We start from the raw sequence: 13117 nt of genomic DNA, 5'->3' as shown, positions 1-13117 counted from the left end.
GCTAGTCAGAAATCGGCGGCGAGCGTGAGCGCGGGGCCGGATGCGGGCGCGGCATCGCCCGCGATGCGGAACCGCCAGTCGGCGAGCAGACGGAGATTGGTATCCTTGACCGGCACCCGGTAGGAAAGCTGCGGGCCGACATCGAGCCGCTCGGCCCCCGGCTGTGCTGCGCCCCATAGCCCGCCCCCGATCCGCAAGCGATCCGTGCCATCCACCGGCACGCCAGCCCGGACCGCGCCGTCAACGAAGAGGTCGCGCGATCGGGCGCCGACGACCCCAGCCTGTGCATAGGCTTCCAGTCGCGCCGGGCCGAACGCCCGGTCGTAGACTCCGCCATAAGCGAGCAGCGCGAAAGCCGAGCGCCCGCCGTCGCCAAGCGACTGCCGACGCTCCGCCAGCAGGCGTACCGGCGCCGCGCTCGGCTGCCATTCGATGCCGAGCGCCGCTTCCGCACCGGCAGGCCGCGAGAGCGCAGTGCTGACGCGTGCAGTGAGGGTGATCGGGCGATCGGCGCGGTCGTTCAGCCGGTAGGAAAGGCGTGCGCCGATCTGGCTTCCGCCGAGCAAGCCGCCGGTTGCGAGCGGCGGCGCGCCATCGTCGCGGATCAGCGCCCAGGCCGAACCGGACCAGCGATCGGGGCGGGCTGGAGGCAGTGCGAGGCCCAGCGGCGCCTCGATTGAAGGCGGGGCTGCGTGTTCGCGCGAGACAGATGGGGGCGCTGCTGCCGGGGCGATCAAATCCGCCTCTGCATACACGACGGATGATGTTGGGGCCTCGACTACGCGAGACACAGAGCGAGGGGCGGGCGCGTTTCGGGTGACCGGCAGTGCCGCGGCGAGTTCGGCGCGTGTCGGCTCCGGCAGACCGGCAGGGTCGGCCAAAGCCGGTTCGGGCACCAGCGTCTCGGCGAGGCGTGCGACGGCGCGGTCGAAGCCGCGCATCCCGCTGTCCCGCGCGTCACCGATCAGGATAACCCCGCGCGCAAGCGTCCAGCCGCCGAGCACCAGCACCAGAAAGCGGAGCGGCGCGGCGCGCTGCGTCATTCCGCGGGTAGCACCTGGGGGAAAGCGTGGCGCGTCTTGTCCCACTGGACGAGCCCGGTACGTCGTATGCCGAGATAGGACGTGAGCGCACGCCGCGCGGCCATCATTGCGATGATGTTGCTGACAACGACGCGGGGAATGGCGCGCAGCCCCTCGCGCCAGCCATAGGCGCGTGTTACGAAAAGCCAGCGCATCGCGAGCCGCCAGCCCAGCATCGCGAAATTCACGGCGAGCAGCAACGAGATCGCTGGCGTCAGCGGCGCCGGGCGGTGCAGGCCCACGATCCGCGCGCCTTCGAGCAGCACGAACAATGCCAGCGCGAGATAGCCCGAGACGAGCAGGATCGCGGCGAGCACCGATTGCCGATCGCGCAGCCGCATCCAGCGTTCGGCGAGGCTGCCGCTCCAACCCAGCCGATCCCAGCCCGCGAGCGCGATCCCCGCCATCCACCGCGCCTTCTGGCGCACCGCCGCGTCGACGGTCGCCGGGAAATATTCGCGTGTGACGATCGCCGGGGCGCCACGGCGCGGGCGGAGCGGCACGAATATCCCCCTGCGCCCCATCGCATGGAGGCGGAGGCCGAGTTCGTAATCTTCGGTCAGGCAGTCGGGATCGAACGGGCCGGGGCGCCCGGCTGCGATCTCGCCGAGCGCGGTGCGCGAGAAAGCGCAGCCGACGCCCGCCGACGGCAGCGCCGCGCCGAGCGCCATGCGCACGATCAACTCCTTGCCATGCGACTCCGCGAATTCGTCGGCATAATGGCCCGCGACCCACCGTGAATGCTCATCGATCAGCGGCAGAACGGGTAGCTGCACCATATCGAACCGCCCGATCAGCGCGTCGAACAGGTGCAACTCACCGGAGTGAACGATGTCCTCGGCATCGTGTAGGACCACTGCCTTGGCTTGCCCGGCGATCCGCTCGTCCGCCATCAGCGCCTGCCAGACGTAGTTCAGGCAATCGGCCTTGGTCGTCGGGCCGGCCGCCGCGCAGATCACCAGCCGAATGCGTGGATCGACGACCGAGCGGACGGCCGCAATTGTCTCGGGATCGTTGGAGTAGCAACCAACGTAAAGCCGATACCGGGGGTGGGCGAGTCGATCGAGTGCGGTGCAAAGCATCTCCGCGATAACGCCGTCTTCCTGCCACGCCGGTATGAAAACGGCGGTCCAGCCGGTGTCGGCCGGTGCCGCGCAAGTGTCAGGAAAGACGGGCGCCGCGGTGCCGAACATCCGCCGACGAAAAACGCCGCATATCCATATCAAGTCGATCAGAAGATTGCTCGCGCCGAGCAAGAGGAAACCGGCGCCGGCCAGCGCGGCAGCCTCGCGCGCCGCGAATTCCATACCGATGAACAGCGCCCCCCACCCGTCCATGCCCCCTCCAATCTGGAAGAGGCATAATCCGTTATTGATTTCAGCAGTTCAACCTAAATCAAAACTACGATAACCGGACGGTCTTTCAAGTAAGGGTCGAGGATCGTGGTAAGCGTGATGCACGCTAATCGAAATCGAACCCGAGAATCCGTGCGACGGTCAAGGCGACGAGCAGCCAGATACAGATCACGATCGCCGCGCCCCAAGCCGATCCGGGTCTTTCCGCGGCTTGTGCAGCGACCACGCGATGCTCGGCAAACAGGCCAGGCGGCAGCATCTTCACGAACAGCCAGATGCCCAGCGGCACCAGCACGGCATCGTCGAGGAGCCCGATCACGGGGATGAAATCGGGGATAAGGTCGATCGGCGACAGCGCATAGGCGGCGACGAACAGTCCCCACGCGCGTGCATACCAGGGCGTCCGGCCATCGCGCGCAGCCAGCCACGCCGCATGGGCGTCGATCCGCACGCGCTGGACGAGGCTGATGGAGGCTTTGCGCATCGCGCCTTCTAGCCATTGCCGAGGCCCGGCCAAGCGCCTAAGGGCCGCGGCCATCATGAACATCGATCTTATCCCGATCGGCGATGATCCGCCGAACAGCATCAACGTCATCATCGAAGTGCCGGTCGGTGGCGAGCCCGTGAAATACGAGTTCGACAAGAAATCGGGCGCGATCTGGGTCGACCGGATCCTGCACACGCCGATGCGTTACCCGACCAATTACGGCTTCGTGCCGCACACGCTGTCGCCCGACGGTGATCCGCTCGACGCGATGGTGGTGACGCGCTCACCCTTCATTCCGGGCTCGGTGGTCCGCGTCCGGCCGATTGCGGTGCTGCTGCTGGAGGACGAGGCGGGTGGGGACGAGAAGCTGCTCACCGTCCCGGTCGACACCACTTTCCCTTATTATCATAACGTCCAGCGCGCCGAGGACCTGCCGCCGATCGTGACCGCGCAGATCGAGCATTTCTTCACCCACTATAAGGATCTCGAGAAGGAGAAGTGGGTGCGGGTCGGCAAATGGGGCGACCGCGATGAGGCGTGCCGGATCGTCATGGAGAGCATCGACCGCGCCAAGGCCGCCAAGTCCGCCTGAACCGGCTTCGCGCTCTGGCCCTGCCACGCTCCGTCGTCCGTGCTGCACAGCCGGGCGATGGCGCGATTCTGCGCTGGCTATGCCTTCTCGGCACGGCTAGATTCGCCGACATGGATCAAGTCGAGGCGGGGCGGCTTGTGGCGGCCGGTTTCGCCGCCGTCGCCCTCTTATCCTTTTCCGGCACCGCGGCCGCGCAAACGGCGGACCCGTTCCAGGAGCTGGAAGCGCCGCTCGACCCGTCCGCGCCGCTCGATCCGCTTCCAGATCTCGGCGTCGATTGGCCCGACATGGAAGAGCGGCCCGACGACGGCATTCCCGATCTTCCCGACACCAGCATCGCCGACGCCGCGACCGAGCGCAGCTACGCCGTCGCGGTGAGCGGCCTCGAGTCCGCCGACGTCGGCGGGCTGATGACGCAGTTTCGCGCGCTGTCGACGCTCGAGCAGAACAAGGACGATCCCGCCAACGCCGCGCAGATCGACCGGCGCGCGCGCGAGGACGCCGAGCTGCTGGCAGAGCTGCTCCGCGCCTATGGCTATTATGACGCGCTGGTCCGCACCCGCGTCGAGCCCGGCAGCACCGCCAACCACCTTTCGGTGCGGCTCGAGGTCGAACCGGGGCCGGTCTATCGCTTTGCCGAGGTGGAGCTGCCCGGCATCGATGCGGCGGGGCAAGATGCGGCGGCGTTGCGCGAGGCCTTCGGCGTTCGCGCCGACGATGCGGTCAATGCGGCGAGCGTCGAGGCCGGCGAAGCGGCGCTGCGTGCCGAACTCGGCAAGCGCGGCTATGCCTTTGCCGAGGTCGGCGCGCTCGACGTCGCGGTGGACCACGACACGCGCACCGCCGCTTTGGTGCTGCCCGTCGATCCAAACGGGGCGCGGCAATTCGGCGGGATCCGCGTCGAGGGCACGCCGCTCTTCGACGCGCGCCACATCTCGCGGATCGCGCGCTTCAAGCCCGGCGATCCCTATCGCGCCGACCGGCTGGAGGATCTCCGTCGCGCGCTCGTGCAGACCGGGATCGTCTCATCGGTGGCGCTGCGTCCGGTCGATAATCCCGAGACAAAGGCGGTCGATCTTGCGGTGGCGCTCGAACCGGCGCCGATGCGGACAATCGCCGGCGGCGCGGGCTATGGCACCGGCGAGGGCCTGCGCGTCGAGGGAAGCTGGCAGCACCGCAACCTCATCCCGCCCGAGGGCGCGGTCACACTGCGCGGCGTGCTCGGCACGCGCGAGCAGCTCCTTTCCGCAAATCTCCGCCGCAGCAATTTCCGCAAGCGCGACCAGGTGCTGACCGCGCAGGCTGCGGTCAGTCATATCGATCGCAATGCCTATGATGCACGCTCCGTGCTGATCGGCGCGGGGATCGAGCGGCAGACCAACATCATCTGGCAGAAGGTCTGGACCTGGAGCCTCGGCGCGGATCTGATCGCGACCGATGAACGCGACGTCGATCTCGACAGCGGGATGCAGCGCCGCCGTACCTTCTTCATCGCCGCGCTGCCTTCGACGCTGTCCTACGATGGGTCCAACGATTTGCTCGACCCCACCACCGGCTTCCGCCTCTCGGGCCGCATCTCGCCCGAGATGTCGTTACAGGGGTCGCCGTTCGGCTATGTGAAGGGGCAGGTCGACGGCAGCTTCTATTATCCGGCGACGGAGCGCGTCACGATCGCCGGCCGCGCGCGGCTCGGCACCATCCTCGGCGCGAGCCGCGACCGTATCGCGCCCTCGCGGCGCTTCTATGCCGGCGGCGGCGGATCGGTGCGCGGCTTCGGCTATCAGAGTCTGGGGCCGCGCGATCCGGTGTTTGACGATCCGGTCGGCGGGCGCAGCCTTGCCGAATTCGCGCTGGAGGCGCGGATCCGCGTCGATGCGTTCAACGACAGCCTCGGCATCGTCCCCTTCATCGACGCCGGCAACATCTACACCTCCGCACAGCCGCGGATCGATGACCTGCGTTTCGGCGCGGGCATCGGCGTCCGCTATCATACGCGGTTCGGGCCGATCCGCGTCGACGTCGGCACGCCGCTTTCCAAGCGCAGCGGCGATGCGCGCGTCGCCGTCTACGTTTCGCTCGGCCAGGCCTTTTGATGGACGAGGCGGTCGAAGCTCCGCCGCGGCCGCGCGCGCGCCGCCGCTATGCGCGGGTCGGCGCCTCGTTCGTCGCGAAGACGGTGGTGGCGATCGCGGCAGGCGTACTGATCCTGATCGCCGCGGCGATGGCGCTGCTCGACACCGCGCCGGGCCACCGCTTCATCGCCGATCGCATCGCCGCGCTGACGCCGGAATCCGGCCTCGACATCCGCATCGGCCGGATCGAGGGGTCGATCTGGGGCGAGACCAAGCTGCGCGACGTGCGGCTCTACGATCCGCAGGGGCTGTTCCTCGAATCGCCCTTGGTAACGCTCGACTGGCAGCCGCTCGCCTTCCTCACCAACCGGCTGCTGATCGACCGTGCCGAGGCGGACCTGCTGACGGTCCACCGGGCGCCGCAGCTCCGCCCGAGCGCAGAGCCGAAGCCGTTGCTCCCCGATTTCGACATCTACATTGGTCGGCTGGAGGTGCGCCAGCTCCGCCTTGGCAAGGCGTTCGGCGGGCGCGAGCGGATCGGCAGCCTCGCCGGCGAGGCGGACGTGCGCAAAGGCCGCGCGCGTCTCAAGGTCGAGGCGGCGATGCAGGATGGCGGCGACCGCCTGTCGGTCAGCCTGGACGCCGAGCCCGGCCGCAACCGCTTCGATCTCGACGCGCGTCTCGTCTCGCCCGCCGACGGCGCTCTCGGTGCGATGATCGGAACGCGGCGGCCATTCGATCTCGTCGTTCAGGGCGACGGCACCTGGGCGCGATGGGGTGGCACCGCGCGACTCGATGTCTCCGGGCGCCGCTCCGCCGATTTCCAGCTCGAGGCGCGCGAGGGACGCTATCGGCTTACCGGCTACGCCGCGCCCGCGCCGTTCTTCACCGGCAAGGTCGCAAGGCTCACCACGCCGCGCATATTGCTGAGCGGCACTGCGACGCTTGCCGACCGTAGGCTCGATACGCGCTGGTCGCTGCGCTCCTCGGCGCTCAAGCTCGAAGGCAAGGGCGTTGTCGATCTCTCCACCAGCAGTTTCGACGGCGTCGCGATCGGCGCCGATCTGCTCCAGCCGCCGGCGCTGTTCCCCAATATGAGCGGCCGTGCCGTGCGGCTCGCGCTGCTGCTCAACGGCTCCTTCGGATCGGCGAACTTCGCCTACCGGCTGACCGCGCCGCGCGTCGCCTTCGACGATACGGGGTTCGAGGATGTGCGCGCGGAAGGGCGCGGCAAGTGGGGCAAGCTGCCGGTAACGGTGCCGCTGCGCCTCACCGCGCGGCGCGTGACCGGGGTCGGCGATGTCGCGGGCGGCATCCTCGCCAACCTGCGCGTCGAGGGTGCGCTCCGGGTCGACGCCAACCAGCTTCGCGGCGACGGGCTCAGCCTCTCATCCGACAAGCTCAAGGGCAAGCTCGCGCTGCTCGTCGATCTCAAGACCGGCGCTTATTCGGTGATCGTCTCCGGCGGCCTCACCCGATACCTCATCCCGGGCCTCGGCATCGTCGACGTCACCAGCGAATTGAAGGTTGTGCCCGGCGCGGGCGGGCGCGGCACGCTGGTCACCGGCACCGGGCGCGCGTGGGTGCGGCGCTTCGACAACCGCTTCCTCGCCGGGCTCGCCGGCGGCCTCCCGCAGATCGAGACCGGGCTGATGCGCGGCCAGGATCTGGTGCTGTACTTCCGCAACCTCCGTCTGACCGCGCCCGATATCCGCATCGCGGGCAACGGCTATCGCCGCCGCGACGGCAGCTTCCTTTTCGAAGGATCGGGGACGCAGCGTACCTACGGGCCGTTCGCGATGACGCTCGACGGACCGATCGACAGGCCGACGATCGCGCTTCGGCTCGATCGCCCCAACGACGCGATGGGGCTCGAAGATGTGCGGCTCGATCTCAATCCCACCGCGGAGGGCTATGCCTATCGCGCCGCGGGGCGCTCGACGCTCGGGCCGTTTACCTCCAATGGCGCGATCCTGCTGCCACGTGACGCCCCGGCGACCATTGAGGTCGCGGCGCTGGATGTCGCCGGCACCAGCGCCAAGGGCACGCTGCGCTCCGATCCCGGCGGGTTCAGCGGTCGGCTCGATGTCTCGGGTGGCGGGCTCGACGGGCGGCTGCTGTTCAGTCCGGTCGGCGAGCGCCAGCGGATCGAGGCGCATCTCACCGCCACCAACGCTCGCTTCCCCGGCCCGCCCGCGATCGCGATCCGCCGCGGCCAGCTCGATGGCGTCATCCTGCTCGATCCTGCCGGAACGTCGATCGAAGGCAAGGTCACCGCGCGCGGCCTCAGCCGCGGCCCGCTGTCGATCGCCAATCTGGAAGCGGAAGCGAGCCTGCGCGGTGGCGCCGGGCAGGTCCGCGCAAGCATTTCCGGCACGCGCGGGCGTGATTTCAGCTTCCGGGGCGTCGCCGATCTGACGCCCGATCGCGCGCGTATCACCGGCAGCGGCACGCTCGATCGCCGGCCGCTCGAGCTGGCATCCCCGGCCGAGATTGCATGGGTCGAGGGCGGCTGGCGGCTGTCCCCCACATCCTTCCGCTATGCCGGCGGCGATGCGCGCGTGTCCGGCCTGTTCACCGACGCGCAGACCCAGCTCGATGCGCGGCTGGAGGCGATGCCGCTCGGCGTGCTCGACATCGCCTGGCCCGATCTCGGTCTCGGCGGCGTCGCATCGGGGACGCTCAACTATCGCCAGTCTAGCGAGGGATCGCCCGAGGGCGCGGTGAATCTGCGCGTCCGCGGTCTCACCCGCTCCGGGCTCGTGCTTTCCTCGCGGCCCGTCGACGTCGGCGTCGCGGCGCGGCTCAACGGCGGCAGTGCGGCGATGCGCGCGGTGGCGGTGAGCGAGGGGCGAACAATCGGGCGGGCGCAGGCGCGGCTTGCGCCAGTCGGCGGCACCGGCGATCTCGCCGATCAGCTCCAGCGCGCGCCGCTCTTCGCGCAGCTCCGCTACAACGGCCCCGCGGATACCTTGTGGCGGCTCACCGGGCTTGACCTGCTCGACCTCTCCGGCCCGATCGCGGTCGGCGCCGATGCGCGCGGGACCCTGGCCGATCCGCAGATCCGCGGCTCGATCCGCACCGAAAAGGCGCGGCTCGAAAGCGCGGTGACTGGAACGGTGATCGAGAATATCAGCGCATCGGGCCGCTTCGGCGGATCGCGGCTCGTCATCGACAGCTTCACCGGCACCACAAAGCGCGAGGGCCGCGTCTCGGGCCGCGGCGCCTTCGATCTTTCCGCCGCGCGCGGTGTCGGCATGGACCTCGCGTTCCAGGCCGATCGCGCCCAGCTCATCGACCGCGACGACATCAAGGCGCAGGTCACCGGGCCGATCACGATCAAGTCGGACGGATCGGGCGGCGCGATCGGCGGGCAGCTCGATCTCGTCACGGGCAGCTTCAAGCTCGGCAGCGCCACCGCCGCGGCCGAAGTGCCGCGCCTTCCCGTGCGGGAGCTCAACCGCCCGGCCGACGAAGGCGCCGCGCCCGCGCCTGCCGCACCGTGGCGGCTCGCGCTCGACGTGAATGCACGCAACCGGCTGACCGTCACCGGGCTCGGCATCAACAGCGAATGGGGCGCGAAGCTGGCGATCGGCGGGATGATCAACGAGCCCAGCATCCGCGGCCAAGCAGATCTCGTGCGCGGCACCTTCGATTTTGCCGGGCGGCGCTTCGATCTGGAGCGCGGAACGATCCGTTTCCGCGGCGAGACACCGGTCAATCCCGAGCTCGACATCGTCGCCGAGGGCGGCATCCAGGGCCTGAATGCCACGATCCGCGTCACCGGGCGCGGGCAGCGGCCCGAGATTGCCTTCGCCAGCACCCCTGCGCTGCCGCAGGACGAACTGCTCTCGCGGTTGCTGTTCGGGACCTCGATCACCAATCTTTCGGCGCCCGAGGCGCTGCAGCTTGCTGCCGCGGTCGCGTCGCTCAACGAGAGCGGGCCGAGCCTCGACCCGATCAACGTCGTGCGCTCGGCGACCGGGCTCGATCGCCTCCGCATCCTACCGGCCGATGTCGTCACCGGGCAGGGCACGTCGATCGCCGCCGGAAAATATATCGGGCGGCGGGTCTATGTGGAGGTGATTACCGACGGGCGGGGCTATTCGGCAACGCAGGTGGAATATCAGATCACGCGCTGGCTCTCGATCCTGTCGAGCATCTCGACCATCGGCCGCGAGAGCGTGAACGTGCGCGTCAGCAAGGATTATTGACGCCCCGCCCGGCCGCGGGCGGGGCGTCTATCAGGTCAGGCGGTTTCGAGCCGCGCGTCGGCCTTCTCGACCAGACCGATGAACGCCTTGGTGAAGGCGGGGATGTCGTCGGGGTTGCGGCTGGTGGTGATATTGCCGTCGGTCACCGATTCCTGATCATGGACGATGCCGCCGGCATTGTTGAGATCGGTGCGGATCGACGGCCAGCCGGTCACCTGCTTGCCGCGCACGACGTCCGCCTCGATGAGCAACCAGGGTGCGTGGCAGATCGCGCCAACCGGCTTGCCCGCGTCGACGAACGCCTTGATCAGCGCGACCGCCTTCTCATCCATGCGGAGCTTGTCCGGGTTCTTGGTGCCGCCCGGCAGCAGGAGCGCGTCATAATCGCCCTCATTGCTGTCGGCGATCGTCTGCGTAGCTTCGATCATGGTGCCGTTGTCACCTTCGATCTCGCCGGTTTCGAGCGAGGCGAGGGTGACGTCGGCGCCGGCGTCGATCAGGCTCTGGCGCGGCTTCATCAGTTCCGAATCCTCGAAACCGTCGGTGGCGATGATGAGGATGCGCGCGTCGGCGATTGCGGTCATGGGCTAACTCCTTGTGAAGCGGGGGTTCGAAATGGCCAACGGCTCGCGCGGCAGGCCGTTCCGGGAACCGCGGCCGCTCCGCGCGCTTTTAGCCGCTATGGCCGCATCCAAGCTTTGCTACGTCGACGACGCGCTTCCCGGCATCACCCGCAAGCGCAGAGGCCGTTACTGGCAATATTTCGATGCCAAGGGCGATCGCATCACGGACCGCGAAGAGATCGATCGGCTGAACGGCATCGGCCTGCCGCCTGCCTATAGCGATGCATGGTTCTGCCCATCCGCCAACGGACATATTCAGGCGATCGGCTGGGACGAGAAAGGGCGCAAGCAATATCGCTACCACCCCGATTTCCGCGCCAAACAGGATGCGGAGAAATATGATCTGTGCGCCAGCTTCGGCCGCGCGCTGCCGCTTCTCCGGGCGCGGATCCAGAACGACATGGCGGGCCGCAAGCTCAGCCGCGACACAGTCGTCGCGACGGTCGTACGCCTGCTCGATGTTGGCATCCTGCGCGTCGGCAACAAGGCCTATGCCGAAGCGAACAACAGCTTCGGCGCGACGACGCTGCAGGACCGGCACGTCAAGGTGCGCGGCGCGACGCTGAAAATGCGTTTCAAGGCGAAATCGGGTAAACTGCGCGAGCTGACGATTACCGACAAGCGGCTCAGCCACATGGTCAAGCGCTGCCAGGATCTACCCGGCCAGCACCTCTTTCAGTTCGTCGACGAGGACGGCGAGCAACGCCCGGTCAGCTCGACCGATGTCAACGATTACATCCGCGATGCGATGGGCGAAGAGTTCACTGCCAAGCATTTCCGCACCTGGGGCGCCAGCGCGATCGCGTTCGAGGCGTTGTGCGGTGCCGGTGACAAGGGGCTGACGCTCAAGCAGTTGCTCGAGCCGGTCGCCGAGGCGCTCGGCAACACCCCGGCGATAAGCCGCAAATCCTATGTCCATCCCGCGTTGATCGAGGCGGTGAAGGACAGCAAATGCTTCGCCGCGGGCGTCCAATGCCCGCGCGCGACCAAGTATCTCAGCAGCGCCGAGCGGGGCCTGATCGATTTCCTCGAGAATGGCCGGCGCAAATCCAAAACCAAAGCCAAGGCAGCCTGATGACCAATATAGCGACGAACGCCGGCGTGGGCGACGCAGCGGAGGAGTTCGGCGACAGCGCCACCCTGCTTGTCACCGATACCGCGAGCTGGATTTCCACCCACTGGCTGCAGATCGCGATCGCGGCAGGCATCGGAACGCTGATTGCCCTGTTCCTGCTCTGGGTGAAGGCCTTTGGTCACAAGCTTGTCGGCGACGATCCGGCCAATGCGCAATGGCGCGCCATCATCGGGCGGGCGTTGTCGCGCACCAGCTTCTTCTTCATCGTCATGGTTTCGGCCGAGCTCGTCTCGCGCTATGCCGACACGCCGCCGACATTGGCGCGGACGATCCAGTTCCTCTTCATCATCGCCGCCGCCTTCCAGGCCGCGATCTGGGCGCGCGAGTTCATTCTAGGCTTCATCGCACACCGCGTTGGAGACGATCAGAGCGCGTCCACTCTGGGCAGCGCGATCGGCCTTATCCGTGTGCTGGTCAGCATCGCCCTGTTCGCGATCGCGCTGATCGTCATTCTCGATAATCTCGGCGTCAACGTCACCGGCCTCGTCGCCGGCCTCGGCATCGGCGGCATCGCGATCGGTCTAGCCGCGCAAGGTATCTTCAAGGACCTGTTCGCCTCGCTGTCGATCATCTTCGACAAGCCCTTCCGCCGGGGTGACGGTATCAAGTTCAACGACATCAGCGGATCGGTGGAGAATATCGGGTTGAAAACCACGCGCATCCGCGCGCTGTCGGGCGAGCAGGTCGTCGTTTCCAATGCCATACTGCTCGATCAGGAAGTGCATAATTTCGCGCAACTACATCATCGCCGCATCGTGATGACGCTGGGGGTAATCTATCAGACGCCTCCGGAGGTTTGCGCCCGCATCCCCGACATGTTGCGCGAAATCGTCGAGAGCCATGAGGATGCGCGACTGGTCCGTTGCGGCATGACCCAGTTCGGCGCGTCGAGCCTGGACTACGAACTGCAGTTCGACGTGCATTCCACCGATTACGAGAAGGTCTTCATGACCCGCCATGCGATCTGTATTGCGATCCTTACGGCGTTTAATGCGGACGGTATCGAATTTGCCTATCCAACGCAGACCAGCTTCACCGCCGCGCCCGATGGCAAGCTGGTAATGCCTTATCCCGACGTGCAGGCGGTCACTGACGTCACGAACCGCGTCGAACAAGAGCAAGCGACATGAGCCTGAAGGATAAGACCTCCTCGGCTATCGTAGCGGTGAGCGATCTTGCCCGCGCCAGGGCCTTCTACGGCGGGATGCTCGGGCTGAAAGAAGGCGACGAGGCCGAGCCAAGCGTCGCGAGCTATCGCACCGGCAATACCTGGCTGGTCGTCTATCAGTCCGAGAACGTCCGGCCCGGCACCGGCAATGCGGTCGCATCGAGCGCCGGCGGCGATGTAGAGGCGATCGCCGACGATCTTCGCGCCAAGGGCGTATCGCTGGAGGAGTATCCCGAACTCGGCATGGAGATCGAACGTGGCGTCCACCGCTCGGGTGATTTTCGCGGTATCTGGTTCAAGGACCCGACCGGCAACATCCTGCACGTCAACAGCATGTGAAATTATTCCCCCTCTCCGTCATCCCCAGGCGGGGATCCGGCCCATCGGCG

General features: G+C 67.5%; 10 protein-coding genes. 6 read left to right on the top strand and 4 right to left on the bottom strand.

Features of this window, described 5'->3' with window-relative positions; all coding sequences use genetic code 11:
- Positions 1–5: 5 nt before the first annotated feature.
- From B9N75_RS04175 to B9N75_RS04165, 3 genes are all read right to left on the bottom strand, one after another.
- A complete protein-coding gene (locus B9N75_RS04175; protein WP_085217655.1) occupies positions 6–1043 on the bottom strand; it encodes a hypothetical protein in 1038 nt (345 codons plus the stop codon).
- Positions 1040–2419: a glycosyl transferase family protein gene (locus B9N75_RS04170; protein ID WP_085217654.1), complete on the bottom strand. Its 1380-nt coding sequence runs from the start codon at positions 2417–2419 to the stop codon at positions 1040–1042. The genes B9N75_RS04175 and B9N75_RS04170 overlap by 4 nt, the downstream gene beginning before the upstream one ends.
- Positions 2420–2543: 124 nt before the next feature.
- Positions 2544–2921 (bottom strand): YkvA family protein, encoded by a 378-nt coding sequence (locus B9N75_RS04165; protein ID WP_085217653.1) that lies wholly within the window; start codon positions 2919–2921, stop codon positions 2544–2546.
- A 55-nt stretch (positions 2922–2976) separates the two neighbouring features.
- Between B9N75_RS04165 and ppa the strand changes: the two genes are divergently transcribed.
- From ppa to B9N75_RS04150, 3 genes are all read left to right on the top strand, one after another.
- Complete coding sequence (gene ppa / locus B9N75_RS04160) at positions 2977–3516, top strand: inorganic diphosphatase (RefSeq protein WP_085217652.1); 540 nt, start codon at positions 2977–2979, stop codon at positions 3514–3516.
- Between the two features lie 110 nt (positions 3517–3626).
- A complete protein-coding gene (locus tag B9N75_RS04155) occupies positions 3627–5609 on the top strand; it encodes an autotransporter assembly complex protein TamA (RefSeq protein ID WP_085217651.1) in 1983 nt (660 codons plus the stop codon).
- Positions 5609–9802 (top strand): translocation/assembly module TamB domain-containing protein, encoded by a 4194-nt coding sequence (locus B9N75_RS04150; RefSeq protein WP_085217650.1) that lies wholly within the window; start codon positions 5609–5611, stop codon positions 9800–9802. The genes B9N75_RS04155 and B9N75_RS04150 overlap by 1 nt, the downstream gene beginning before the upstream one ends.
- A 35-nt stretch (positions 9803–9837) precedes the next feature.
- Here the strand turns inward: B9N75_RS04150 and B9N75_RS04145 are convergent, their stop codons facing one another.
- Positions 9838–10386, bottom strand: a complete 549-nt coding sequence (locus tag B9N75_RS04145) for a type 1 glutamine amidotransferase domain-containing protein (RefSeq protein ID WP_085217649.1) — start codon at positions 10384–10386, stop codon at positions 9838–9840.
- A 97-nt stretch (positions 10387–10483) separates the two neighbouring features.
- Here B9N75_RS04145 and B9N75_RS04140 point away from each other — a divergent pair, with 97 nt between their 5' ends.
- The 3 genes from B9N75_RS04140 to B9N75_RS04130 are packed head-to-tail and all read left to right on the top strand — an operon-like array spanning position 10484 to position 13067.
- A complete protein-coding gene (locus tag B9N75_RS04140; RefSeq protein WP_085219401.1) occupies positions 10484–11500 on the top strand; it encodes a DNA topoisomerase IB in 1017 nt (338 codons plus the stop codon).
- On the top strand, positions 11398–12690 hold the full coding sequence (locus tag B9N75_RS04135) for a mechanosensitive ion channel family protein (RefSeq protein WP_244552422.1): 1293 nt from the start codon (positions 11398–11400) through the stop codon (positions 12688–12690). Before B9N75_RS04140 ends, B9N75_RS04135 begins: the two co-directional genes overlap by 103 nt.
- Positions 12687–13067, top strand: coding sequence for a VOC family protein (locus B9N75_RS04130; protein WP_085217647.1), 381 nt, complete (start codon positions 12687–12689; stop codon positions 13065–13067). Before B9N75_RS04135 ends, B9N75_RS04130 begins: the two co-directional genes overlap by 4 nt.
- Positions 13068–13117: the final 50 nt, after the last annotated feature.

Source organism: Allosphingosinicella indica, from assembly GCF_900177405.1.
Classification (GTDB): Bacteria; Pseudomonadota; Alphaproteobacteria; order Sphingomonadales; family Sphingomonadaceae; genus Allosphingosinicella; species Allosphingosinicella indica.
Note: the sequence above shows the minus strand (reverse complement) of the source record. Positions and strands in the feature narration are given on the sequence as shown.

Coding starts and splice junctions, on each gene's coding strand:
- B9N75_RS04135 (WP_244552422.1), top strand. CDS start 11,398: ATGCCCGCGCGCGACCAAGTATCTCAGCAGCGCCGAGCGGGGCCTGAT.
- B9N75_RS04170 (WP_085217654.1), bottom strand. CDS start 2,419: ATGGACGGGTGGGGGGCGCTGTTCATCGGTATGGAATTCGCGGCGCGC.
- B9N75_RS04165 (WP_085217653.1), bottom strand. CDS start 2,921: ATGCGCAAAGCCTCCATCAGCCTCGTCCAGCGCGTGCGGATCGACGCC.
- B9N75_RS04130 (WP_085217647.1), top strand. CDS start 12,687: ATGAGCCTGAAGGATAAGACCTCCTCGGCTATCGTAGCGGTGAGCGAT.
- B9N75_RS04150 (WP_085217650.1), top strand. CDS start 5,609: ATGGACGAGGCGGTCGAAGCTCCGCCGCGGCCGCGCGCGCGCCGCCGC.
- B9N75_RS04155 (WP_085217651.1), top strand. CDS start 3,627: ATGGATCAAGTCGAGGCGGGGCGGCTTGTGGCGGCCGGTTTCGCCGCC.
- B9N75_RS04175 (WP_085217655.1), bottom strand. CDS start 1,043: ATGACGCAGCGCGCCGCGCCGCTCCGCTTTCTGGTGCTGGTGCTCGGC.
- B9N75_RS04140 (WP_085219401.1), top strand. CDS start 10,484: ATGGCCGCATCCAAGCTTTGCTACGTCGACGACGCGCTTCCCGGCATC.
- ppa (WP_085217652.1), top strand. CDS start 2,977: ATGAACATCGATCTTATCCCGATCGGCGATGATCCGCCGAACAGCATC.
- B9N75_RS04145 (WP_085217649.1), bottom strand. CDS start 10,386: ATGACCGCAATCGCCGACGCGCGCATCCTCATCATCGCCACCGACGGT.